Origin of the sequence: Halomonas sp. Cn5-12, from assembly GCF_021532545.1 — a bacterium.
GTDB classification, from domain to species: domain Bacteria; phylum Pseudomonadota; class Gammaproteobacteria; order Pseudomonadales; family Halomonadaceae; genus Vreelandella; species Vreelandella aquamarina.
In genome coordinates this window covers 14,764-39,404 of sequence record NZ_JAKGAY010000021.1, presented here as the reverse complement: position 1 = coordinate 39,404, position 24,641 = coordinate 14,764, and the positions used below count along the sequence as shown (strand labels likewise).

At 58.7% G+C, this 24,641-nt stretch carries 23 protein-coding genes; 8 read left to right on the top strand and 15 right to left on the bottom strand.

All coding sequences use genetic code 11. The annotated features are described in order from the left end of the window. Positions 1-21: 21 nt before the first annotated feature. From L1249_RS12180 to L1249_RS12165, 4 genes are all read right to left on the bottom strand, one after another. Positions 22-504, bottom strand: a complete 483-nt coding sequence (locus tag L1249_RS12180) for a tripartite tricarboxylate transporter TctB family protein (RefSeq protein WP_062359189.1) — start codon at positions 502-504, stop codon at positions 22-24. 107 nt (positions 505-611) lie between these two features. Continuing rightward, positions 612-1,607, bottom strand: a complete 996-nt coding sequence (locus L1249_RS12175; RefSeq protein WP_062359190.1) for a tripartite tricarboxylate transporter substrate binding protein — start codon at positions 1,605-1,607, stop codon at positions 612-614. 244 nt (positions 1,608-1,851) lie between these two features. Continuing rightward, complete coding sequence (locus L1249_RS12170; protein WP_062359191.1) at positions 1,852-2,583, bottom strand: response regulator; 732 nt, start codon at positions 2,581-2,583, stop codon at positions 1,852-1,854. A 45-nt stretch (positions 2,584-2,628) separates the two neighbouring features. Further along, positions 2,629-4,320 carry an ATP-binding protein gene (locus L1249_RS12165; RefSeq protein WP_062359192.1) on the bottom strand — a complete coding sequence of 564 codons (1,692 nt, stop codon included), beginning with the start codon at positions 4,318-4,320 and terminating at the stop codon, positions 2,629-2,631. Positions 4,321-4,457: 137 nt separating this feature from the next. Here L1249_RS12165 and L1249_RS12160 point away from each other — a divergent pair, with 137 nt between their 5' ends. Further along, on the top strand, positions 4,458-5,195 hold the full coding sequence (locus tag L1249_RS12160; protein ID WP_232059520.1) for a DUF481 domain-containing protein: 738 nt from the start codon (positions 4,458-4,460) through the stop codon (positions 5,193-5,195). 26 nt (positions 5,196-5,221) lie between these two features. Here the strand turns inward: L1249_RS12160 and L1249_RS12155 are convergent, their stop codons facing one another. From L1249_RS12155 to L1249_RS12140, 4 genes are all read right to left on the bottom strand, one after another. Further along, on the bottom strand, positions 5,222-5,968 hold the full coding sequence (locus tag L1249_RS12155) for an outer membrane protein OmpK (protein ID WP_044629921.1): 747 nt from the start codon (positions 5,966-5,968) through the stop codon (positions 5,222-5,224). An 85-nt stretch (positions 5,969-6,053) separates the two neighbouring features. Next, positions 6,054-6,815 carry an ABC transporter permease gene (locus L1249_RS12150; RefSeq protein WP_137094019.1) on the bottom strand — a complete coding sequence of 254 codons (762 nt, stop codon included), beginning with the start codon at positions 6,813-6,815 and terminating at the stop codon, positions 6,054-6,056. A gap of 40 nt (positions 6,816-6,855) precedes the next feature. Further along, positions 6,856-7,638 (bottom strand): ABC transporter ATP-binding protein, encoded by a 783-nt coding sequence (locus L1249_RS12145; RefSeq protein WP_044629919.1) that lies wholly within the window; start codon positions 7,636-7,638, stop codon positions 6,856-6,858. Beyond that, positions 7,638-8,693 carry an ABC transporter substrate-binding protein gene (locus tag L1249_RS12140; protein ID WP_054644895.1) on the bottom strand — a complete coding sequence of 352 codons (1,056 nt, stop codon included), beginning with the start codon at positions 8,691-8,693 and terminating at the stop codon, positions 7,638-7,640. Before L1249_RS12140 ends, L1249_RS12145 begins: the two co-directional genes overlap by 1 nt. A gap of 397 nt (positions 8,694-9,090) precedes the next feature. Here L1249_RS12140 and L1249_RS12135 point away from each other — a divergent pair, with 397 nt between their 5' ends. Further along, on the top strand, positions 9,091-10,644 hold the full coding sequence (locus L1249_RS12135) for a BCCT family transporter (protein ID WP_235253612.1): 1,554 nt from the start codon (positions 9,091-9,093) through the stop codon (positions 10,642-10,644). Between the two features lie 20 nt (positions 10,645-10,664). Here L1249_RS12135 and L1249_RS12130 read toward each other — a convergent pair whose 3' ends face one another. Both L1249_RS12130 and folK read right to left on the bottom strand, forming a co-directional pair. Beyond that, positions 10,665-11,486, bottom strand: a complete 822-nt coding sequence (locus L1249_RS12130; RefSeq protein ID WP_058579791.1) for a flagellin N-terminal helical domain-containing protein — start codon at positions 11,484-11,486, stop codon at positions 10,665-10,667. 127 nt (positions 11,487-11,613) lie between these two features. After that, positions 11,614-12,054, bottom strand: coding sequence for a 2-amino-4-hydroxy-6-hydroxymethyldihydropteridine diphosphokinase (folK, locus tag L1249_RS12125; protein WP_052509952.1), 441 nt, complete (start codon positions 12,052-12,054; stop codon positions 11,614-11,616). Between the two features lie 231 nt (positions 12,055-12,285). Here folK and L1249_RS12120 point away from each other — a divergent pair, with 231 nt between their 5' ends. Then, positions 12,286-13,044, top strand: coding sequence for an SDR family oxidoreductase (locus L1249_RS12120; RefSeq protein ID WP_058579790.1), 759 nt, complete (start codon positions 12,286-12,288; stop codon positions 13,042-13,044). A 55-nt stretch (positions 13,045-13,099) separates the two neighbouring features. Here L1249_RS12120 and ybiO read toward each other — a convergent pair whose 3' ends face one another. From ybiO to trhO, 4 genes are all read right to left on the bottom strand, one after another. Beyond that, positions 13,100-15,463 (bottom strand): mechanosensitive channel protein, encoded by a 2,364-nt coding sequence (ybiO, locus tag L1249_RS12115; RefSeq protein WP_062359200.1) that lies wholly within the window; start codon positions 15,461-15,463, stop codon positions 13,100-13,102. Between the two features lie 210 nt (positions 15,464-15,673). Then, the gene (locus tag L1249_RS12110; RefSeq protein WP_058579789.1) at positions 15,674-16,105 is read right to left on the bottom strand and encodes a YqaA family protein; all 432 of its coding nucleotides are present in this window, start codon (positions 16,103-16,105) and stop codon (positions 15,674-15,676) included. 19 nt (positions 16,106-16,124) lie between these two features. Beyond that, positions 16,125-16,949, bottom strand: coding sequence for an IclR family transcriptional regulator domain-containing protein (locus L1249_RS12105; RefSeq protein ID WP_044629911.1), 825 nt, complete (start codon positions 16,947-16,949; stop codon positions 16,125-16,127). A 186-nt stretch (positions 16,950-17,135) separates the two neighbouring features. Continuing rightward, the gene (trhO, locus tag L1249_RS12100; RefSeq protein WP_058579787.1) at positions 17,136-18,095 is read right to left on the bottom strand and encodes an oxygen-dependent tRNA uridine(34) hydroxylase TrhO; all 960 of its coding nucleotides are present in this window, start codon (positions 18,093-18,095) and stop codon (positions 17,136-17,138) included. Positions 18,096-18,320: 225 nt separating this feature from the next. Between trhO and L1249_RS12095 the strand changes: the two genes are divergently transcribed. Beyond that, positions 18,321-19,010 carry a pirin family protein gene (locus L1249_RS12095; RefSeq protein ID WP_235253611.1) on the top strand — a complete coding sequence of 230 codons (690 nt, stop codon included), beginning with the start codon at positions 18,321-18,323 and terminating at the stop codon, positions 19,008-19,010. Between the two features lie 192 nt (positions 19,011-19,202). Here the strand turns inward: L1249_RS12095 and serA are convergent, their stop codons facing one another. Then, positions 19,203-20,447, bottom strand: a complete 1,245-nt coding sequence (serA, locus tag L1249_RS12090; RefSeq protein ID WP_058579786.1) for a phosphoglycerate dehydrogenase — start codon at positions 20,445-20,447, stop codon at positions 19,203-19,205. A gap of 277 nt (positions 20,448-20,724) precedes the next feature. On the opposite strand from serA, the gene L1249_RS12085 reads away from it, so the two are divergent. From L1249_RS12085 to djlA, 4 genes are read left to right on the top strand one after another with little or no spacing between them, the layout of a single operon-like run. Further along, positions 20,725-21,000 (top strand): exodeoxyribonuclease VII small subunit, encoded by a 276-nt coding sequence (locus L1249_RS12085; protein WP_044629907.1) that lies wholly within the window; start codon positions 20,725-20,727, stop codon positions 20,998-21,000. Next, entirely contained in the window at positions 20,994-21,887 is an 894-nt protein-coding gene (gene ispA / locus L1249_RS12080) for a (2E,6E)-farnesyl diphosphate synthase (RefSeq protein WP_062359205.1), read from the top strand. Before L1249_RS12085 ends, ispA begins: the two co-directional genes overlap by 7 nt. 3 nt (positions 21,888-21,890) lie before the next feature. Continuing rightward, positions 21,891-23,831, top strand: coding sequence for a 1-deoxy-D-xylulose-5-phosphate synthase (gene dxs, locus L1249_RS12075; protein WP_235253610.1), 1,941 nt, complete (start codon positions 21,891-21,893; stop codon positions 23,829-23,831). Positions 23,832-23,859: 28 nt separating this feature from the next. Next, entirely contained in the window at positions 23,860-24,618 is a 759-nt protein-coding gene (gene djlA / locus L1249_RS12070) for a co-chaperone DjlA (protein WP_301272763.1), read from the top strand. The last annotated feature ends 23 nt before the right edge of the window (positions 24,619-24,641 follow it).

The window sequence follows — 24,641 nt, the reverse complement described above, 5'->3', positions numbered from 1 at the left end:
GCGTGCGTCAGCACGCCCTGCTTAGAACGGCAGTACGCCGGTGGGTAGGTAAACATCCATTACCCGTGTCATGGTCAGGTAAAGGGCCAGCACCACACCCAGCGATGCCGCCAGGTTGACGCCGTGGCGGCGATAGCCGTAGTAGGCGGTTAAACCAACGCTTAAGAGCGTGGAAGCCAAGACAAAGCCCAGCGGCACCAGCAAAAACGCATAGGCGGCGATGGCTAACGAGGTCACAATGACACGCGCCCAGGGGGTGAACAGCAGCGGGCCGTTGGTAGCCTCATGGTCGATCTCGTCGGCCCCGGCAATAGCGCTCGGCTTTTCAAAAAACAGCAGCGCCGCCAGCAGCAGCAGAGACACGCCCAATACTTTGGGGAACAGGTCGGAATCCACCGGACGCGGTAAGGGGAACGTCGGGATTTGCCAAGCCATGGCTAAATAAGCAACCGCCACCAGCGCCAGTACAAGCGCTAGCCACTGGTTGGTATTCAATCGGGTCATTGGGATTTCTCCGAAGGAGCCAACGCGGATGCGCTGGCCCTCGCGGTAACAGACAGAAAATCCCAGCGGCGTAGCGCCACCGGGGAATCTCTAACGGGCGCTGGCGCTTACTGGCGCAGCAGGCCCAGATCGGTCAGCACGCTGCTGAACTGCTCTTGCTGATCGTCCAGGAAGGCACCAAACGTTTCGCTATCCTGGTAGGCATCGATCCAGCCCAGCTGGTCGCTGGCTTCGCGCCATGCGTCGGTTTCGAGCATTTCAGCGAATAGCGTTTCGTAGTACTCCACCGCTTCTTCCGGCATTTCCGGCGCGCCCATCACGCCACGCCAGATATCGAAGGTGTAGTCGTAGCCCTGCTCTTGGTAGGTGGGCACGTCGGCCAAACCGCCGCCCAGACGCTCTTCAGAAGAGACGCCCAGCGCGCGCAGCTGGCTGCCTTCGCCAAGCTGGCCCACGGCTTCACCGGCACCGCCGATCACCGCTTCGATGTGGCCGCCCATCAGGTTGGTCATGGCATCGCCACCGCCGGAGAACGGGATATAGTTCACTGCCGAGGGCTCCATTCCCGCCGCCGAGGCCAAGCCCGCCATTGAAATGTGGTCCATGGAGCCAGGCGCACTGCCACCGCCTACGCTCAGGCCGGGGTTGGCTTTGAGTGCTTCGAACAGGTCATCGAGGGTTTGGTACTCGGAGTCCGCCGCGACCAGGATGATGGAGTAGTCGGTGTTGATACGCGCAATCGGCGTAAAATCGGTGTGGTCGTAGCGGGAAGCGCCTGCCAGCGGCACCAGAATCATTGGCGGGCTGGTGGCAAACAGTTTGTGGGGGTTGCCGCTATCGCGGGCGACCTGGGCCCACGCCACGGCACCGCCGCCGCCAGGTACGTTGATGGCCGCGAAGCTTTCGTCTGCCAGAGACTCCTGCTGAATCACGCGGGACATGGTGCGTACCAGCGTATCCCAACCGCCGCCGGGGTTGGCGGGGGCGATGAATTCGATGGACTTGCTCGGCGTCCACTCCTGCGCTTGGGCAGCGGTCGTCATGGCCAAGGCCGCCATCGGCAGGGCCAGCACGGCGATGCGCTTCAAGGAAAGCGTAGTCATTGGCGTTCTCCACGTTTTTGTTCAGGCGTTATTGTTCAAACGGTGTTTTGGTGGGCGCGGTTTGTTGTGTGCGCCGAACGAACCAAAAGCACGGCTAACCAGCAGCGCTTGGCACTCGATGATTAGCTTTGTGTGGTTACGATCTGAACGTTAGAAGAGTGCCACCCTCCTCGACAAGCTTATGGCCATTAACGACATACTGTTCTTTTTGTGCGTTTTGTTCATTTTGTTCACGCAGACATGCTCATAGCGTTTCCAGCCAACCTTTGGCGGCGCTCAATAGCCGATAGCGCCGCTCGGGACGGCCTACATCGCCATAACCCAGCTCGGCACTGACGGCCTGCTCGGCGACCAAAAACTCCAAATAGCGACGCGCCGTCGAGCGGCTCGCCCCCATGATGCGCGCCACCTGCATGGCCGTGAGCGAATCGGACTCGCAGGCCAGCGCGTCTACGACCCGACGCAGCGTCAAGCGGTCGATACCTTTGGGCAGCGTTCGGCTTGCCGTGCGCGTGGGCTCGCTGGGCGTCATCCGGGACAGCACGTGATCCAGTTCGTCCTGGCTCATTTCCGCGCGATTGGCCAGCGCCTCACGCTCACGGCGAAAGCGGGCCAGCATCTGGTTCATGCGGGTCGCTTCGATGGGTTTGATCAGGTAGTCGAACACGCCGCCACGCAGCGCTTCGCTGATGGTTTCCACCTCTTTGGCGGCGGTGACCATGACGATGTCCACATGAACATGATCCCGTCGGATGGCCCAGAGTAGTTCGAGCCCCTCCACGTCGGGCAAGTAGGCATCGAGCAAAATGAGCTGAATATCGGCGGCGTGCTGTGCCATTAGCGCCTTGGCTTCGCTGCCGTTGCGCGCCATGCCGACCACGTAAAACCCTTCGCTCTGCTCGATGAAGGCGCGATGGATATCGGCAATGCGAAAATCGTCTTCGACGACCAAAATGCCGTATTGCGTCGCAGACATGGCGTTTCCTCTTATTCATTAGCGTCGTCATTATTCGTGTCGTTATCAGGGCGCAGGCTCGGTGGCGGCCTCGGCGCATAGCGAGCGGTCCAGCACGGCAATAAAGCATGCGCCGCCCAGTTCGCTCTCTTCCAGCGTCACTGCGCCCCCGTGCTGGCGGCACAGCCGCGCCACCAGGGCCAGCCCTATGCCCCGATGCTTGCCGGTTTTGGTGGAAAATCCTTCGGCAAAAATCGACTCCGCATGCTCGGCGAGCACCCCGGCACCGTTATCTTCCACTTCAATAAGTAGCTGCTCGCCCAGGTCGGTGAAAAACAGCCGCACAGTGGGCTGGTCGCCGTGAGGGCCGTTGAGCGCAGCGTGGCAGGCGTTATCCAGTAAGTTACCCACCACGCTCATCATGACCTCTTGGCCGGTGGGCGTTAGCGGGCAGGAGAGCGAGCTCTGCTCGTCGATTTCTAACGTAACGCCCAGCTCGCGGGCGCGGGTGAGTTTGCCCAGCAGCGTGCCGCTCAATACCGCATCCGCCACGTGGCGCATTAAAAAGCTCATTTGCGCCTGGGCGCGCTCGGTTTCCTGATGAATCAGCGCCAGCGCTTCGTCGATGCGCTGAAGCTGCAGCAGTCCCGAAATGGTGTAGAGCTTGTTGGAGAACTCGTGGGCCTGGGCGCGCAGCATATCCACATCGCGACTGGCTTGGGTGAGTGCTTGGGAGAGGTCGATAATTTCTCGGCGGCTACGAAAAGTGGCCACAGCCCCTTCTATTTCCCCTTCATGCAGAATCGGCACGCGATTGACCACCACCGGGTGATCCCCCAGCCACATCTCCTGGTCAAACTCCTGCTCGCCATGCTTCAAGACTTCCAACAGCCGCGAATTGGGCACCACCTCACGGATCGGCTGACCCAGCAGCACATGCTCGTCGGGCAGCTCTAAAAAGCGCCGCGCCTGCTGGTTCACCAGGGTGATATGGCCATCCCGGTTCACCGCGAGAATGCCTTCGTGAATCGATTGCAGGATGGCCTCTTTCTCCATCGCCAAGCGGGCGATTTCGTAAGGCTCCAGCCCTAAAATGATCTTTTTCAAGTGCTGCGACAGCCAGTAAGCACCGGCGAACCCCAGCATAATCATCAGCGCCACCAGCGCCCAGCCGAGGCTGGTGTAGCGGGCCACGTCCATATCGACGCGATCGAGCATAAAGCCCACCGAGACCACCCCGATGATATTGCCCTCCTCATCCCACACCGGAGTTTTGCCGCGCATGGCCGTACCCAGCGTGCCGGTGGCTTCGGAAACATACGACTGGCCATAGATAAGCGCCTGGTCGTTATCGCCGCCCACCATGGGCTGGCCGATACGCTCGGGCACAGGGTGGGAGTAGCGGATCGATTGGGCATTACCCACCACCACGTAGCGCGCGCCAGTCTCCTGGCGGACTCGTTCGGCAAGGGGCTGAATAATGGCGGAGGGGTCAGGAGAGGAAAAAGCGTTTACAATCTGCGGCATCCCGGCCACGGTTTTGGCCACAGCCAGTGCCCGCTCGCCCATTTGGTGGGTGATGATCTCGGCTTTGCGGTGGTTCAAATAGGTGCCCTGGGCCAGCAACATACCCGCCAGCAGCAGCCCCACCAGCATCATGACTTGCAGGCGAAAACTGCGTTTGTACCAGCGGCGCTTGGCGCGGGTACGGCGCCAGCGCTGTAATTCGGCTAGTGTTCGGGGGCGAGGAGCAGTCATAACGGAACTCATGGTGCGCGACCGCGTCATTATGGCACGCAGCGCCAAGCGGCGTTAGTCGTTGCGCTTTCACCTCACTTTGCTTATATAGCAGCCACTTACTGAACCCAAGCTCAAGGAGGAGTGTTGTGCGACATTTGCTACGCTCACTGGTATTCACTAGCAGCGCACTTTGGGCGACCGGCGTTGCTGCCTCGCCGTTCTATGCGCCGCCGCCTCCGAAAGAGGACACCCCCGAATTTAGCGGCGATGCGGAGCTTGGTTTTACCCATCTTTCTGGCAACACCGATAGCCAAACACTGATCGGTAAATCGCGTCTGACCTGGCTGACCGGTCAGTTGACCCATTCGCTGCGAGGGGAGGTGCGTAACGTCAGCAAGGATGGCGAAACCAGCGCGGAGCAATATCTGCTCGCAGGGCGTGAACGCTACGACTTTAGCGGGCCGCACTACCTGTTTGGCTTTGCCCGCTGGGAGAAGGACCGTTTTGCCGGTTACGACCAGCAGCTCTCGGTGATTGGCGGCTATGGGCGACAGCTATTGGAGAGTAAGCGCCATACGCTATCGCTAGAAGCAGGGCCCGGTTATCGCAACGACCGCCTGCGAGATACGGATAACGAGCAGCTCGCCGTCGCCTATACCGCGCTGGATTACCGCTACCGATTCTCTGAATTCGCCGATCTCGCCCAGGAGATGTCGGTGGAGTACACCGAAGCCAACACCACCGCTCGCTCGCTGACCTCTCTCACTGCCAGGCTGAATGCCAAGCTGTCGCTGCGCCTCTCTTACGAAGTGAAGCACAACTCTCAACCACCCGAAGACGCCAGCGAGCGCACCGATACCACGACCAGCGCCTCGCTGCTGTATAGCTGGTAGCACCATCATGGTGCTACCCACGCCGATTAGAAGTGAAATTTAACCAGTGCACTCACCGCGCTTTCCGTATCCATAACGCTGTCGGAAAGGCCATATTTATTGTGCCAGTAGGAGTACTCAATCCCTGCGTAGAGCACTCCTGGACGGCCACGGTAGTGCCCTAAGTCTAATTTTAGCTGTGGGTTGAAATGAAACTCTGCGTCATGGTCCGATGCCGACGTTGAGTAGTCGATATAGCCATCAAACAGAAAACGCGATGCTCCCACCTCAAACGGCGCACCCCAGGTGAGCGTCATTTGCAGATCATCGGCGATTTCACTGTTATTGACGTAGTAGAACGTGCTGTTGAAGTACGTTGTGCCTGGCACGTCCCAGGCGAAGCTCACGCCTGTCAGAATGTTGGTAGCATTGGTGCCGCCGCCAAATTCATAGGTTCCTGCTAGCGACACATCTTTCAGCGCGCCCCGCTGCAAATCGACGCCACTTAGCCAGCCAAGGCTGAGCGTTGGGGAGAATTCGCCATACAGATCGTCGTCACCATCGGCTTTACCTCGCCCTTGGTTACGATCCACAAACAAAAAAGTGCCGCCCCAGTCGTGTGCCGTCACGTTTTCAAAGGTGACATAGGTATCGGTGCGCTCATTACGCCCAAACGCTTGGTACTGATCGCTATATAGCAGCGAGATACTTGAGTCTGAAAATAGTTTTTCAGCCGAGGCAAGCGGTGATATCAACATGGCAGCGGCTAAACTAGCGATGGGTAAATATTTCATTGGGTCCCCTTATTGTTCAACACTGGCTATGCCAGCAAATTCAGTTAAACCGCAGCGGCACTTCGCCGCTACGGCGTTTCTTTTCTCAACTACGGTGTGCCCAGGCAGTCATACGCTTTTCCAACAGCGCGAACAGCTCGTACATCACCATCGCCATGGCGCTGATCACCAGCAATCCGGCGAATACCAAGCCCATGCGCATCTGTGAGCCAGCGCTCATCATCAGGTAGCCGATGCCCTGGTTAGAGGCGACGGTTTCCGATACGACGGTGCCCACAAACGCTAGGGTGATGGCGATTTTCAACGAGGCAAAAAAGTACGGCAGCGAACGCGGCAGCCCTACTTTCAAAAGCACATCCATGCGCCGCGCACCCAGTACTCGCAGCACGTCTTCCATTTCTGGCTCCAGGGTTGCCAGCCCTGTGGCCACATTCACGACAATGGGAAAAAAGCAGATTAAAAAGGCAGTGAGAATCGCAGGTACCGAACCGATACCAAACCAGACCACCAGAATTGGCACAAAGGCCACTTTAGGAATGGCATTAAACCCCACCAGCAGCGGGTAGCAGGCGTTATACAAAAAGCGCGACGAGCCGATGATAAAGCCCAGCACTAACCCGACCGCCACTCCCAACCCAAAGCCGATCAGCGTGGTCCAGAAGGTTTGCCAAGAGTGCTGACCAATGGGGCCTGCATAGGTAATCAACGCCTGCGCGGTTTCCAAGGCGCTGGGGAAGATAAAGCTCGGTACGTTAAATAGCCGCACTGTGACTTCCCAGATCATCACCAGCACCACCACCGCGATCCAGGGCGCCAGACGTTCAATCAGTTTGCTATTTACGGTCATAAAAAAATGCCTTAATGGTGCCGACGCAGAGAGTCATCGATCAGGTGCTACGCACTTCGCCAATCTGGGCGCGTAGTTCCTGCACCAGATCAATGAAGGGTTTTTCGTAGGTGGTCTCCAACGCTCGGGGGCGAGGCAGCTCAATGGAGCGACGCTCAATCACGCGTCCTGGGCGGCGGCTCATCACATACACCGTATCGGCTAAGAAGGCCGCTTCACGAAGGTCATGGGTCACCAGCACAACGGTAAATCGCTGGGCTTCCCATAAATCCCGCAGTACGCACCACAGCTCTTCGCGTGTAAACGCATCCAGCGCGCCAAACGGTTCATCCAACATCAGTAGACGCGGCTGGTGGATCAGCGCCCGGCAAATGGATGCCCGCTGCTGCATACCGCCGGAGAGCTGCCAAGGGTATTTATTCTCATGCTCGGCGAGCCCGACGGTTTTCAGCAGTGAGCGCGCCCAGCCCACAAACTCCTCGCGGCGCTTACGAAACTGCCGACGGTAGGGCTCAACAATTTCCAGCGGCAGCAGCACGTTATCCAGCGTGGTACGCCAGGGCAGCAGGTTGGCATTCTGAAACGCCATACCGGAGATTTTCAGTGGTCCGGTGACCGGCGCGCCATCCACGCTGACACTCCCTTGGGTAGGTGCGTGCAGGCCTGTGCATAACTTCATAAAGGTGGATTTACCGCACCCGGATGGCCCCACGAAGGCGACAAACTCGCCCTCGCGGATGGAGAGATTAATATCCTCAATGGCGTTGCCTGTGCCGTCATAGGCCAGGCTTACATCATCAAAGCGGACAAACGCTGCCGACATTACTCAGCCTCCGGCAGCAGCATGCGCTCATCGACGGGCGGTAAGAAACGGGAGTCGAAGACTTGGCTGGGTGATGGCAGTGTGGGTAGGTCGTAGGCCTTAGCCACTAGCGCAACAGCATCCCGTAGGCGCTCATCGTCCACTCCCCCCACGCCATGCTCGCGGGCATCTGGGGTGTCTACCACGCTTTCCAGGGCCAGCTTCAGACGGCGGGTTTCCATTTCAACGTCAATCAAGCTATCGCGCTCGCGCACGTACTCAATCGCCGCTTCGGGATCATCCAGGGTGTCGCCCAGGGCGCGGTTAAACGCCCGCAAAAAGCCTTGCACAGCCTCAGGGTTCTCGTTGGCGAAGGACTCGCTAACAATGATGGCATTGCCGTAAAGCGGGACCCCATACTCGGGGAACGGCATGATGGTGAGCTCCTCTTCGCTCATTCCCCGCTCTTCCAGGTTCAGCAGGCTGGTGAAGTAGAAGCCGGTAATGGCATCTACATCACCTCGGGTAAGCAGTGTTTCGCGCAGCGTAGGGTCGACGTTTTGCCACTCCACCGCATCGGCCGCTAGATCATTGGCCGCTGCAAAAATACCCCAAGCGCGGTAGCCGGTATCAAAGGCCGGGGCAGCGATGGTTTTGCCTGCTAAGTCAGCGGGCGTCTCAATCCCGCTATCCTTACGAGCAAAAACGGCGGCAGGCGTACCATCGTATACAATATAGACGCCGCTAATACCGGGGCCATCGGGGTTCTCGGCTAGGAATTCCACTAGCGCATTAAGGTCACCAAAGCCCATCTCATAGGCACCCGAGGCCACTCGGTTAATCGCGCCTGCTGACCCGCTGCCGGAATCAATTTGTACATCAAGGCCTTCTTCAGCAAAGTAGCCGCGGGATTCAGCCAACAGAAAGGGGGCGGAAGGCCCTTCAAAGCGCCAATCTAACTGGAAGCGAATGGTTGTCTCTTCCGCCTGACCGACCCCAGGCAGCCATAAAAGAGCCGACGCCCCCAATAATGCAACGCGTTTTAATCCCGGAAAAACCGCTGTTGAAGCATTCATAGCAAGCACACCTTGTATACAAAATTGTGCTACGTACCAAGCATGAATGCTGCCAATCTTTTACAACTATAATTATCTCAATACGTTAATAAGCATTGATAGATAATACTTAGGAAGATATCGCCGTCTATCGCCTTATCTTCCCAAGCCAACATGCCTTATGAAGGTGCGTAGACATAACCATATGCACCAAATAGCAACTTTTTTAGACTTTCGTCTATACACCACGTATACTATGCGCAGTTTCCTGTCCTCGCGCCATTCATTGAATGGCGCTTTTTTTTGCTTTGAAAACCTGTGGCCAGCGGCGTTAAGTCGGCTCCCTCTTGGGTTTATTAAGCTAAAGGTTCTGCTCCCGCTCTTTCCTGCAACCTCCCATTCCAAATAGGTACTCTTCATGAACCAACCTGCCCAACGCGCCGAGGGGCCCTCGCGGTTTTCCCTCGGTGACCCTATTGTGCTGGTGCTTAGCATCGGCTTCATCGTGGCATTTCTGGCGCTTTCGTTTTACGACATTGACCTAGTCGCCAATTCCATCAGCGCAGGCTTTGCCTGGACCGCGCTGGTGCTGGGCAGCTATTTCCAGCTGCTGCTTCTGCTGACGTTTTTTATCGCCATTGGCGTGGCGTTAACGCCTGCGGCAAAAGCTAAGATCGGCAATCTCGATGCACCAGAAATGAGCACCTTTAAGTGGCTCTCCATCATTCTATGTACGCTGTTAGCCGGTGGTGGGGTGTTTTTTGCCGCGGGCGAGCCGGTGTACCACTTTGTGGTCACCCCACCCGCCTTTGATACCGAAGCAGGCACCGCTGAAGCGGTATCCGGCGCGCTGGCGCAGTCGTTTATGCACTGGGGCTTTATGGCCTGGGCGGTGCTGGGCTCGCTCACCGCCGTGGTGCTGGCCCATGCGCACTACGTGAAAGGCCAACCGCTGCAGCCGCGAACGCTGCTCTACCCTGTTTTGGGAGAGCGCTTGATGCGTGGCCCGCTGGGCGGCTTAGTGGATGCCTGCTGCGTGATTGCGCTGGTGGCGGGCACAGTCGGCCCCATCGGCTTTTTGGCCACTCAGGTAAGCTTTGGCCTGCATGAGCTGTTTGGCCTGCCGGAAGGCTACACCGGGCAGCTGATGATTCTGGCCGTACTGGGCACTGTTTATGTGCTCTCTTCGATGAGCGGGGTGCATAAAGGCATCCAACTGCTGAGCCGTTTCAACGTACTGCTGGCCTTAGCGATCGGTGCCGTGATTATCGTGTTCGGCCCCACGCTGTTTTTGGTGAACACCTACGTTTCCAGCATGGGCGCGTATGTCAGCGAGTTTTTCACCATGGCCACGATGACCGCTGAAACCGCCCCGGCGTGGTGGATGCAGTGGTGGACGGTGTTCTTCTTTGCTTGGTTTATCGGCTATGCACCGCTGATGGCGATTTTTGTGGCACGCATTTCACGGGGCCGCAGCATTCGCGAAATGATTCTGGCGGTTGCCGTACTCGCCCCGATTGCCACTACCGTATGGTTTACGCTACTGGGCGGCTCCGGCATTTACTATCAGTTGACCGGGGTAATTGACCTGACCGAAGCGCTCAATAACTTCCAGTTTGACGTGGCGACTCTCACGGTGGCTCAAGCGCTGCCCGGTGGCACCTGGATGGCACTGGCGATTCTGCTGCTGACCACGATTTTTGTGGCCACCACCGGCGACTCCATGAGCTACGCGATTGCCGTTGTCGGTGCGGGACACGATGCCCCCAGCCCCTGCATGCGCGCTTTCTGGGGCATTGCGATGGCCCTGATGGCGGCCGTGCTGCTGTATATGGGTGCAGGTCAAATTGGCGCGCTGCAGCAGTTTATCGTGATCACCGCGATCCCGGTGTCGCTGATTCTGCTGCCCTCGCTATGGAACGGCCCGCAAGCGGCTTACGCCATGGCGCGGGAACAGGGCATCATCGACTAACGGTGATCAGCTAGCTCTAACTACAGCCCTTCCAACAGCCGCAGAATCATCTGCGGCTGTTGGTTCACCCGGGTCAGCATCGCGATACCCACCTGCTGAAGCAGTTGGGCGCGAATAAGGTTGGAAATTTCTTGCGCGTAGTCGGCGTCTTGAATACGCGACTGTGCGGCGGAGGTGTTAATGATGTTGGTGTTGAGCCCGTCAATGACGCTCTCGAAGCGGTTCTGCACCGCGCCTAAATAGCTGCGCTGGCGGTCGACCTGCTTCATGGCTTCATCGACGATATCCATTGGTTTGGGCGTGGCCGAGCCATCATCTAATACGCTGAAGTTATCCAACCCCAGCGCCTGATGCCCCATCGCCGAAAAGCTCACGCCAATCACATCCCCAGCGTTGGCCCCTACCTGAATATTGAGCGTTTTATCGCGCTCGATCAGCTTAATGCCGTTAAAGTTGCTCTGCTTGGCGACGCGGTCAATCTCTTCCAGCCGTTGGTCGATCTCTAACTGAATAGACGCCCGATCTTCTGAGGAATTGGTGCCGTTGAGCGCCTGAACGCTGAGTTCGCGGATGCGCTGAAGGCTATCGTTGATCAGGTCCAACGAGCCTTCGGCGGTTTGCACCATAGAGATGCCGTCGTTGGTATTACGGATCGCTTGGTTCATACCGCGAATTTGTGCGCCCATGCGATTGGCAATCGCCTGGCCTGCCGGGTCATCCTTGGCGCTATTAATACGCAGCCCAGATGACAGACGCTCCATGGAGGTCTGCATCGCTTGCTGGCTACTGCGTAGATTATTCATCACCAGTAGCGACGTGATATTAGTCGCAAGGCTGATCACGGGCGTGACCTCGGAAGTGAACGCAAACAGTGCGGTGGTAGCGTGAATATCGGCCTATCTTTAGAAAACGTGAGCCCTGCCCCGTAAAACTTTCCCAGTCGCTACTATTTTTTTCAGTTCGGTTTTTTCAGTTCGGTCTCTTCAGTACGGCTAGCACTTCGTCCACTGGCCCCCGAACATAGTCATGATGAAAGTAGCCATCGTCGACCACTTCGCCATCCCAGACCACAATGTCTAAGTCCATGGTCCGGGGGCCAGATTTGATCGGCCCGCGAACACGGCCTAAGCGATGCTCAACCTCTTTTAGGTAGGCTTTAAAGTCGCCCAGCTCAAGCGTAGTGCGCACCACCAGGGCGGCATTTAAGAAGTCTGGCTGCTGCTGAAAGCCTACCGGGGCAGTGCGCACCGCTTCGGAGCGGGCCAGCAGTTCGCACTCACTGCTCAAAATCTCAAGGGCTTTGGCAAAGTGATACTCTGGCTCAATATTGGTTCCTAGCGAGATAACGCACTCGTGTTGAGCCGACACGGGCGAGGGAGTTGACGTTACGGGTGACGACCTTAATGACATAACTATATCCCAATATAAGAGGCTGGATGACTAACGGCTGGTGAGCCGATGACCTAGCCCACACCGTTTTAGCGTATAGGCATCAATCGGCGCTCCAACAGAGTAGACGGTTAACCATCCCGTTCAAGCTCTGTACAAGTTATTGACAAACGCTGCGCTCACGCAGAGAGTCTTTTTGATTACCATGACAACGTTAGTTAACAAACACTACCTGCTGCGAGGGATAAAGCAATGGAGACACCTGCTGCACTTGTAACTGGCGGCGCCACGCGCCTGGGCCGCTATTTTGCTGAAGCGCTAGCCGATAAGGGCTTTGATATCGCGCTACACGTGAATAGCTCCCGGGGGGAAGCAGAGGAAGTGGCAGACGTAATTCGCGGCAAGGGTCGTGAGTGCGAGATTCTGCCCTGCAACTTTTTAGAGGATTCGCTAGAAGGATTAATCACCCAAGCTAAAACGCGTTTTCCTGGGTTGAACGTGCTGCTCAATAGCGCCTCAGCTTATGAACCAGCGCCGATTGCCCGTACCGATATGGCCATGCTGGAGACCCAGTTTCGGGTCAATATGTTCACCCCGCTGCTACTCACACGCCACTTTGCCGAGGTGGTCGAACACGGCCAGGTCATCAATATCATCGACAACAAAGTGGCCTATCACCAATATCCGTATGCGGCGTACCTGCTCTCCAAGAAAAGCCTAGCTGAGATGACCCGTATGGCAGCGCTGGAGTTTGCTCCGCGCCTACGGATTAACGGTATCGCCCCTGGTGTCGTGCTGCCTGCCTCCCAACGTACCAGCGACTATATCCAATGGCGCATCGAAGGCATTCCGGTCAATCACCAAGGCAACCCAGCACACCTTGTACAAGCCTTGCACTATTTGCTGGATAATGCCTTTGTGGCCGGGCAAGTGCTATTTGTAGACGGCGGCGAATCGATCAACCTAGAGGGTCGCCACTCCGAAAACTACCCTGGCGAGCGGCGCGACTGACCCAACGCAATGAGGCCGCCCGAAGGCGGCCTCATTGGCTTACCTAAGCGTACGCTTAGGTTTCATCCACATCATCATGGTCCGGCTTATGGTGATCCGGTTCATGCTCAAGCGAGGCTTCGCTACGCTCTGCAAGCGGTGCCGTCTCGGTGCGCTTTCTTTCCGCTTTCGCATCCAGAATGCGCACGTTGGCGGGCGGAGTCTTGCCGCCTTTGGTTTCGCCAAAGTAGAGCGTGGTATGCGGGAACGGAATCTCGATACCCGCCGCATCAAAGCGCAGTTTCACTAGGCGGTTGTAGGCACGGCCTACAGCCCACTGATCGCCTGGCGTGGTCTTGATCACGACACGGATATTAACCGAGCTGTCGGCCAGCGCGGTGACACCCGCCACGGTCATATCTGCCAATAGTTTATGACCATGCTCTTCGCTGGCTTTAAGATCTTCGAAGGCCAGCTGTAGCTGCTCGATCGCCTCGTCGATACTTTCGTTGTAACCAATACCGTACTCGCCCACATGGTTGCCGTACTCACGCATGTAGTTGGAGACGGTATCCACACTGGAGAACGGCACGATATGGTAGGTACCGGACAGGTCACGAATGCCCACCGAGCGGATACTCAAACGCTCGGCCGTGCCGGTCACGCCGCCCACGGTCACCACGTCGCCGGTGTTCATGGCGTTCTCTACCTGAATGAACACCCCGGTGATCACATCCTGCACCAGCTTCTGGGCACCAAAACCAATCGCCAGACCCAGCACACCGGCACCAGCAATTAGCGGCCCAATATTGATGCCGATTTCCGAGAGCACGATCATGCCGGTGATGGTCACCATGGCAATGGCCAGCGCATTACGGAACAGGCTCAGCAGCGTTTTGGCACGGGCAGAGGGTTCGCCGTGACCGGTTTCCGGGTTGAGCTTGTGCTCAATCAGGCTTGCCAAGCCCAGCCATATGCCCAGCGACACAATCAGGATCACTGCTACGCTGATCAGGTTACCCACCAGATTGGCACCGCGCTCGGAAGCATACCAAGCGGCGAGGTTAAAGGCTCCCCAGGCATCCAGCACCACCATGATCACCGCAACGACGATCACCGTGCGCAGCACGCGCAGCGCGTTGGGCACGTAGCTATTCAAGCGCACTTCCAAAAGCGGCAGTTTGCGGCGCAGGTCATCGGAGAGTTGAATACGACGACCAATGGTCTGTGTCAGGAACGTAGACAGCAGCAGGCCCACGACCACGGCGCCGAGCGTCTTCAACGTCGCAAAGAGGACAAAGGGCAGCGCATCACCCGGACGGGTAAGCGTCAGCACAAACACCATTAAGAAATAGATCAGCGCGAATAGGTGCCACGTGCGGGCAAACAGCTGCAGCGATACACGGCTCGCCGTCAGCGTCGAGCGCGCGCTCATTTGATTTAGATTATCGCGCAGGCGCACGCGGTTTTTGAGCACCACGCCCACCGCATAGATGAACGCCAGCAGCATGATCAGCGTGCCGACCGCTTGTCCCAGGGTGGCGGCCACATAGAAGTTGACCAGCGGTACGACGACCATCAGGCCGTATCCCACCATGCCAATCAGGCGCGCCAGCCAGCGGTTCCAATACGAGGCTTCTTGAGCTGAAATCGGTAATAAGCGAAGACCCTCGTAACGCGAGGAGAACAGCATTCGCACACCGGCTTTGAGCAGCTCGATGATCAAGAAGGCATTTAAAAACAGCGACGCGCGGGTAGAGAGTTCACCGGTCTCCCCCACGGCAAAGGTGGCCACCAAGTTACCGCCAACGTACGCCAGGGCGATCAAAAGAATATCGACGACCGCGGCGATCGCGACACACAGCACTAAACGTAGCACCGGCGTCAGTCCCGTGCCCTGCTGTGACCAGCCGCTGATTTTGGTGAACAATGATTTTGCCAACCGGCGGAACACCATAAAAATGGCGAAGGTCGCCACGATCACGATGCCCAGATTGATGGCTGCGTTCATGAAGGCCGCCATATCGAAGCTGCTGCCCGCGCCTTGGCCGGTGAATATATTGCCGACGATCGCCACAGCCTGCTCGATCTGACCGCCCACATCACCTACTACACGGCTGGTCAACTCTGCCAACTGGCGGGGTAGTGAGACATCCTCGGGCGCTACGTTGCCCCCCGCGGCAGCGGCTTCCGGCGACAGCTCGGCCGCAACGCCAGCAGGCAACTCAGACGCTTGATTACGCAGCAGTTCAATGAGCTCCTGGCGGGCCTGCTCGTCTTCCAGCAGGTCGGCCAGCGCCGCATAAGAGGGCTGCTCTTCAGCGACGGACGCATCGCTCTCGGCGCTTAACGTGGTTTGCGCCATGGCTGGCCCGGCCAGCATGGCGAACAGCGCCAGCATCCAGACGCTGAGCCAGGGGAGTAAACGTAGTGACGTCACACCATAACCTCCTTTTGGGTGAGTATTTGCCATCCTGCCCTCGTTAAAGTTCAACCTAAGAATGTTAAACACAGGATAGTGCATCCAATGGAAATGCAAGCTTTGTATAACGCTCGATCCAAAGTAACTAGCGTAACATGACTCAATGTAAGAGACGTTAACGCGCCTGCTTTTGGAGCACCAATGAAACCGAGTGAAGGTAATTGCCGTTTATTGGCAGTAAGGCGCCAACCATTGATGGGCCAGCGCAATCAGCAGCCCATAGCGGGCACCTTTTGCTAGCACAATCCAGAGCAGCGCCCGCCACCAGGCAAGGCGCATCACCCCAGCCAGCACGGTGAGCGGGTCGCCAATCACAGGTAACCAGGAGAGTAATAGGCTCGCCTCGCCAAAGCGGTGATACCAGCGCTCGGCACGGGCAAGTCCTTGGGGAGATGCAGGAAACCAGCGGCGATGTTGAAATTGGCGAGCGTAGCGACCAAGAGCCACGTTGATCAAACTGCCCAGCGTGTTGCCAGCCGTCGCCACAACCCACAGCACCAGCGCTGGCTCACCAACACACCATAGCCGCGCCAGCCACACTTCCGAGCCACCAGGCAGCAGGGTGGCGCTGGCTAGCGCCACCCAAAACAGGCTGAACACGATACGCGCCCTCTAACGTTTAACGGGGCAACTGGCCACCGAGCTGCTGGGTAATTTCGTCGGCTATTTGACGCACCAGCGCCCCCAGTACCAGCAGGCGCTCTTCGGGAATGCGCGCCATGGGGCCAGACACAGAAATAGCGGCTAACGGGGTGCGGTGCTCATCGAAAATGCAGGCCGCCACGCAGTGCAGGCCAATCGCATGCTCTTCCCGGTCGCAGGCAAAGCCTTGGGCGCGAATGGCGGCCATTTCCGCCTGCAGTGAATCCGTTTGATACAGGGTATTTTCAGTCACACGGGCCAGCTCGTAGCCGCCTTCTAACAGCGCGCTGCGCTCCTCCTCGCTCATCCACGCCAGCAGCGCCTTGCCCACGCCGGAGGCGTGCAGCGGCGCACGGGACCCCAGCCGCGTGATCATGCGCATCATCTGCGGGGATTCGTTTTGAGCCAAGAAGACCGCCGTGGCGCCATCACGGATACCCAGATTCGCCGTTTCGCCGGTTTCTGCGGTTAAGCGGCGCAAAAACGGGCGGCTTTTGGCCACCACGTCGCGTGCTTCTAAAAAGCTGTTACCAATTCGGAAGGTTTTGACGTCGATGCGCCACAGGCCCTGCTCGCTCTCTTGGGTGACAAAGCCCTGGCTTTGCAGCGCCTGAAGCAGGCGATGAGTGGTGGAAGGGGCAAGGTCAGCCATTTCCGCCAGCTCTGAAAGCGCAAGGCCCAGCGGGCTAGCGGATAGGTATTCGAGCAGCGTGAGGCCACGCACCAACGATTGGCTATGCCCTCCGCTCGCTTTCGTGGCTCCCGCCGGACGTCCGACTGATCTGCGCTTGGCTTCACTCACCTACTACTCTCCTGACGGCACTCAATACGTAAAAAGCCAGCAGGATAACGCGCCGCAGGGGGCGCTGTCGCGTTTACGGAAACAAATTCCACCAATGGCTAGCAGCGTGTACTAGCGATGCTGCCAGCGAGGCGCGCTTTTCGATAAACGCATCGATGCCTTCTGCCACATCGTCGACCAGGATGATTACGCTTTCTCGCGAGTGCCTTGGCGATGGTTATAGCCCAGCGGATGAGGCTCACCACGGGCTTTGGCCAGCTCGATCTGGCGCTGACGCTCGCGGGCGGCGGCGCGGGTTTTCTCAGGCAGTGAGTCGATACAGTGCGGGCAGCTGATGCCGGGCTCGTAGGCCGACGACTGCATGTCTTCCTGAGAGATCGGCATCCGGCAGGCGTGGCACTGCTCGTACTCGCCCTCGGTGAGATCATGGCGCACAGTGACCCGGTTATCGAACACGAAGCACTCGCCGCGCCACAGCGACTGCTCTTCCGGCACCTTTTCCAGGTAATTGAGCACGCCGCCCTTCAGGTGGTACACCTCTTCGAAGCCCTCTTTCAGCATAAAGCTGGAGGCTTTCTCGCAGCGGATGCCGCCGGTGCAGAACATGGCGACCTTTTTATGCTGCTCCGGGTTGTAGTGCTGGCGCACGTACTCGGGAAACTCGCGGAAAGTAGTCGTTTTCGGGTCCACCGCGCCTTCAAAGCTGCCAATCGCGACTTCGTAGTCGTTACGGGTATCGATCACCAGCACTTCCGGGTCGGAGATCACGTCGTTCCAGTTTTCCGGCTCAACGTAAGTGCCCACGGTGTCGTTGGGGTCGATGCCCGGCACGCCCAGCGTGACGATCTCTTTTTTCAGTTTGACCTTGGTGCGGTAGAACGGCGGCTCGTCGCAAAACGACTCTTTGTGGTCGATATCACTTAAACGTGGGTCGGCGGTGAGCCAAGCCAGCAGCGCGTCGATGCCTTCGCGGCTACCGGCCACGGTGCCGTTGATGCCCTCTTTGGCCAGCAACAGCGTGCCTTTCACGCCGTTATCGACCATGGTTTGGCGCAGCGGCTCGCGCAGTGCTTCAAAGTCGTTCAGGGTGACAAATTTATACAGCGCTGCCACCACAACGGGCGGTGTTGGGGTCGGGGTCGTCATGGAGTGCTCCTGGTAGTCGCCCTCGCAAAGGGCGGACCGGGTCAATAAAGGCGCGCATGATAACAAAAAGCCCGCCGTGGGTGCATCTCGGCGTGTTTGACTCAGATCAACGACACCGCCAATCGTCGATTATTTCGACAACATCATTGAGAAAGCTTCACCCCACGTCACACGCACTCGGTCGTATAGTAGGCGGCAATTTAACTCAGTGATGAGGTGCTTTTCATGAAGATTCGTCGTTCCAACGAGCGGGGCTACGCAGACCACGGCTGGCTACGCTCTTACCACACGTTTTCGTTCGCCAATTACATGGACCCCAACCACATGGGCTTCCGCGCGCTGCGGGTGATCAACGAAGACCGTGTGGCCCCCGGCCACGGCTTTGGCGCCCACCCCCACCGGGATATGGAAATTATCTCCTACGTGCTTGATGGCGAGATGGAGCACAAGGACAACATGGGCAATGGCGAAGTGATGCGCCCCGGCGATGTGCAGCGCATGTCCGCAGGCACGGGCGTACTGCACAGCGAGTTCAACCACTCCCAAGAAAACGGGCTGCACTTTCTGCAAATCTGGATCGAAACCGCCCAGCGTGGCATTCAGCCCAGCTACGAGCAGAAGCACTTCTCCACCGCCGAGCGGCAGGGCCAGTGGCGCTTGGTGCTCTCCCCAGATGGTCGCGATGGCTCGGTGAGCGTGAATCAGGATGTCAGCCTGTACGCCAGCCTGCTAAGCGCCGGGGACCACCTCACGACACCGCCCTCACGCTACGCATGGCTGCATGTGGTGAAGGGGGCTGTCGAGGTGAACGGCGAGCGGCTCACCACCGGCGATGCCGCTGCGTTTACGCCGGATGAGCACGTCGAGCTCACCAGCAGCGACGCCAGCGAAGTACTGCTGTTTGATTTGGCCTAACAGCACCTGCCTAAGCAAATGGTATAACGCACAACGGCCCCGGTGGGGCCGTTGTGCTCTGCAGGCTACACTCCAGACTAAGACCCGAACCAACCCGTAGCGGGGGTCTTTCGCCAGGGATGGCGAAAGTAGCGCCCAAGGATGGGTTTACAGCGCCCCCGCCAAGGGTTGTTCGGGTCGTAAAAGCTACGCCTAGCTATTCTGCGCCGAATAGAGCACGCGAATCTTCAGCGTGTGCTCTACTTGCTTCAACGCTTCCAGCGCCTGCGGGCCGTAGGCTTTATCGACATCAATCACCACGTAACCGACCTTATCGTTGGTCTGCAGATACTGGCCAGAAATGTTGATGCCGTTTTCTGACAGCACGCGGTTGATCTGGGAAAGCACGCCGGGCACGTTGTCGTGAATGTGCAGCAAACGGTGCTTGTCCGGGTGCGCGGGCAGTGCCACTTCGGGGAAGTTGACCGAGGTGACCGTGGTACCGTTGTCCGAGTACGTGATCAGTTTTTCGGAGACCTCGATACCAATGTTCTCCTGGGCTTCCAGGGTAGAACCACCGATATGCGGCGTCAGAATCACGTTATCCAGGCCGCGCAGCGGGCTTTGGAACTCTTCATCGTTGCCTTTCGGCTCGACCGGGAAGACATCAATAGCAGCGCCGTTCAGCTTGCCCGCTTTAATGGCATCCGCTAGCGGCTCGATTTCCACCACGCTGCCACGGGCGGCATTGATCAGGATAGCGCCATCCTTCATGGCGGCGATCTCTTTCGCGCCAATCATCCAGCGGGTAGAGGGCAGGTCCGGCACGTGCAGGCTGACCACGTCCGAACGACCCAGCAACTCCTCCAGGCTGGCGACCTGGCTGGCATTACCCATACCCAGCTTAGTGATCACATCGTAGTAAATCACGTTGAAGCCGAGCGACTCTGCCAATACAGAGAGCTGTGCGCCGATGCTGCCGTAACCCACGATACCGAGGGTTTTACCGCGCGCTTCGTGGGAGTTTTTCGCCGACTTCAGCCAGCCGCCCTGGTGCGCGCGAGCATTCTTCTCGGGAATACCGCGCAGCAGCATAATGGCTTCTGCCAGTACCAGCTCCGCCACTGAGCGGGTGTTGGAGTAAGGCGCATTAAATACCGCGATACCGCGCTTGAGCGCCGCATCCAGGTCAACTTGGTTGGTACCGATACAGAAACAGCCAACGCCTACTAACTTCTCGGCCGCCTCAAACACGCGCTCGGTTAGCTGAGTACGGGAACGGATGCCGATAAAGTGAACATCACGAATCTTCTCGATCAGCGACTCTTCATCCAGCGAAGTCGGCAGATGCTCGATGTTCTCGTAACCTGCGTTGTGAAAATTGTCCACCGCGCTTTGGTGGACGCCCTCGAGTAGCAGGATCTTGATCTTGCTCTTTTCCAGGGACGTTTTGGCCATGGCTGAATCAACCTCTATGGTCGGCGGCATGCGCCGTGTATCGGTTCACGGGAGGCCCGTATAGTAGCACAGCCGCTTGCGCTCCCGGTGTCTTGGCGTGATGAAAAGTGTGCGCTTTCAAGATGAACAGAGTACAAGTCGAACAATCAACCCATAGGGAGGGCAGACGCCACCCCCTCGCCTCGGTGTATACTGTGCGTTTATTTAACAGCATCCGCAGCCACACTCGTCGCCCTTGCTGATACCAGGGCGCCCGGAAAACGGTAGGCATTGCCCAATGAGCGACACCACACCCCCACAAGATTTTGCCGCAACGGTTGCCCAGCTAGAGACCATTGTGGAACGCCTGGAGTCCGGCGAACTCTCATTGGAAGATGCGCTGACCGCTTTTGAGCAGGGCGTTCGCCTGACCCGCGACGCCCAGCAGCGCCTCGATAGCGCTGAGCTAAAAGTACGGGCCCTGAGCGAAGATACCGACGGCAAACTGGCAGTTGCCCCGTTCGCAGGAGCCCAGGATGCTGGCAATGACAGCGAGGAGACGCCGCCATGGTGAGCGCCCACGCCTCCCGACTAGCCACGCTGCGCCATGCCAGCAGCACCCGAGTAGATGCCACGCTAGCCGCGCTATTCGATGCACGCCCAGCGGTAGATGAGCGTTTAGAAGCGGCCATGCGCCACGGGCTTTTGGTAGGCGGCAAACGTTTGCGCCCGCTGCTGGTCTATTTAGCGGGTCAAGCACTTGGGGCAAGTGACGACGCCCTGGATGCTCCCGCGGCGGCCATTGAACTGATTCACGCCTACTCGCTGATTCACGACGACCTGCCCGCCATGGACGACGACGACCTGCGGCGCGGCCAGCCTACGGTGCATAAAGCCTTTGACGAGGCGACGGCTATTTTAGCGGGCGATGCCTTGCAAGCCCTGGCGTTTGAAGTGCTGGCCAGCCGCCCACACCCGCGCCTGGGCCAGCTAGTCACCACGCTGGCGGTCGCCTCTGGCCGCGATGGCATGGTGGCTGGCCAGGCGCTGGACTTAGCCGCCGTGGGCGGCCACCCGGACGCCGAAGCGATGGCGCATATGCACGCCCATAAAACCGGCGCGCTGATCGTGGCGGCCGTACGTTTGGGCGGTCTGGTCGCGGTGGAAGAGGACGACCCGCGCCTAGCAGCGCTAATTCGCTACGCCCGCGCCATTGGTCTAGCCTTCCAGATTCATGACGACATCCTGGATGTGACGGGTGACACCGCCACGCTGGGCAAAATTTCCGGCGCTGACGCCGCCCGTGCCAAGCCTACTTACCCAAGCTTGCTGGGGCTGGCGGGGGCGCAGCGCAAAGCGAACACGCTTATTGACGAGGCCATTGCCGCCCTCGCCCCGTTAGGCGAGCAGGCCGCACCCCTGGCCGATCTTGCCCACTATATGATCGAGCGCGACCACTAACACATGCCTATGAAGCTGTTCGACGAGATACCCCGCGAGCGCCCGGCGACGCCACTGCTCGACTCTTTTGATCATCCCGCCGCGCTGCGGGCCATGAATGCTAAACAGCTCGCCCAGCTAGCGGATGAGCTGCGCGCCTACCTGCTCTACAGCGTTGGCGTGACGGGCGGCCACTTTGGCGCAGGCCTGGGCGTTGTTGAGCTCAGTGTCGCGCTGCACCACGCCTTTCACACGCCGAAAGACCGCTTGGTGTGGGACGTGGGTCATCAAGCCTACCCGCATAAAATCCTCACCGGGCGGCGCGATGCCATGCTCAGCATTCGCCAGCACGGCGGCCTGGCGGCGTTTCCCCGCCGGGCAGAGTCCGAATACGACACCTTTGGCGTTGGCCACTCCAGCACTTCCATCTCTGCGGCGCTAGGCATGGCCCTGGCCGCGCAAGCACAAAACGACCCGCGCAAGGTCTGCGCCATTATTGGTGACGGCGCGCTCACCGCAGGGATGGCGTTTGAAGCGCTGGCCCACGCGGGCCACGTGAATGCCAATATGCTGGTAGTGCTGAACGACAACGAGATGTCGATCTCCGAAAACGTCGGCGGAATTGCCACGTATTTAGCACGGGTGCTCTCCAGCAAGCCCTACCTCAAAATGCGCGAAGAGGGAAAAAAGGTGCTATCCCACCTGCCCGGCGCCCTGGAGCTAGCCAAGCGTACCGAAGAGCATATGAAGGGCATGGTCAGCCCCGCCACGCTGTTTGAGGAGATGGGTTTTCACTACGTGGGCCCCATCGACGGCCACGACTTAGAGGCGCTGACTCAAACGCTGCGTAACCTGCGCGACCAGAAAGGCCCGCAGTTCCTGCATATCAAAACGGTCAAAGGGAAAGGCTTCCTGCCCGCCGAAGCCGACCAGATTGGCTATCACGCGATTACTAAGCTGGAAAAAACCACCACGACCGTGAGCACCTCGCTGGTGAGCAAACCGGCCAGCCCCAGCGCGCCGAAGAACGCCCCCAAGAAAAAGTATTGCAACGTGTTCGGCGACTGGCTGTGCGATATGGCCGCCGCCGATCCACGCCTCATGGGCATTACCCCCGCCATGGGCGAAGGCTCGGATTTGATTCGCTTCTCGCAAACCTATCCCGAGCGTTACTTCGACGTGGCCATCGCCGAGCAGCACGCGGTCACGCTAGCCGCCGGTATGGCCTGCGAAGGCATGAAGCCAGTGGTGGCGATCTACTCCACTTTCTTGCAGCGTGGCTACGACCAGTTGATCCACGACGTGGCCGTGCAGGACCTGGATGTCACCTTCGCCATCGACCGGGCAGGCCTAGTGGGCGAAGACGGCCCCACCCACCACGGCAGCATGGATCTTTCGTTCCTGCGCTGTGTGCCGGGCATGGTGATTCTGGCGCCTGCCGATGAAGCCGAATGCCGCGCCATGCTCAGCGCTGCCTACCACCATTCTGGCCCGGCTGCCGTACGCTACCCCCGTGGCACCGGCCCTGGGGCCGTCATTCCAGAGCACCTAGAGCCGCTGGCGATTGGCGAGGCCCAGGTGCGTCGCGAGAGCACCAGCGACGGCGTACGCATCGCGCTGCTGGCGTTTGGCAGCGTCAATAGCGCCGCCGCCGAAGTGGCTGAGAAGCTCAACGCCACCCATATCAACATGCGCTCGGTGAAACCACTGGACCGCGATGCTGTGCTCCACGCAGCGGACGAGCATGAGCTGCTGGTCACCCTGGAAGAGAACGTCATTGCGGGTGGTGCGGGTAGCGCGGTGAACGAGCTGCTCAACGCGGAAGGCGTTCAGGTGGAAGTGCTGAACTTAGGCCTGCCGGACGCCTTTGTGGAACACGGCACCCCCGCCGAGCTATTGCGCGACTGCGGACTGGATGCTGAAGGCATCGAAGCAGCCATTCGTTCGCGCCTGCCGTCGCCTTGAGCTTACTGACTAACTTGTTGAGACCGTTATGCTTTTTTTGATGATTCTGTTTGGTTTGATTGGCCTTGCCAGTGGCGGCCCCGTGGGCCTGCTGGTGGGAGCGGGTCTGGGCTGGTGGTTGGCACGCCAGCTGGGGCGCCGCTTGAATGCCGCCCGCACGCGTTTGCAGGAAGGTTTCCTGGAGTCGATCTTTTCGGTGATGGGCTGCCTTTGCCAGGCCGATGGCAAGGTCACTCCAGGTGAGCTGGGCGTGGCCGAAAAGCTGTTCGATCAGATGCGCCTTCAGGGCGAGCACCGCGCCAAAGCTCGCGCCGCCTTTGACCGGGGCCGCGCGGCTGACTTCAACCTGGATGCCGAGCTGGCCAAGGTCAACCGTCTCACCCAGCGCCAGCCGGTACTGCGCCAAGTGTTTTTACAGGTTCAGTTGAGCGCGATTGCCGCCGATGGCGTGCTGCACCCCGCCGAGCACGAGATGATTCTGCGCGTTGCCCGTGGCGTTGGCTGTAGCGACGCCGAAGTGCAGCAAATCGAAGCCATGCTGCACGGTGCGGCGGCCAATTCTCAAGGTGCCAGCGAAGAAGCCTTAAAAGATGCTTACCGCGTTCTTGGGGTATCAGAAGACGCCAGCGACGCCGAGATCAAGAAAGCGTATCGTCGCCTGATGAGCCAAAACCATCCGGACAAGCTGGCGGGCAAGGGGCTTCCGGAGAGCATGCGCGAGGTGGCGCAGGCCCGCACCAGCGAGATTGGCAATGCCTACGAGCGCATCCGCGCGGCGCGGGGCTAGTAGCTCGTGACAGGGTTCCAGGG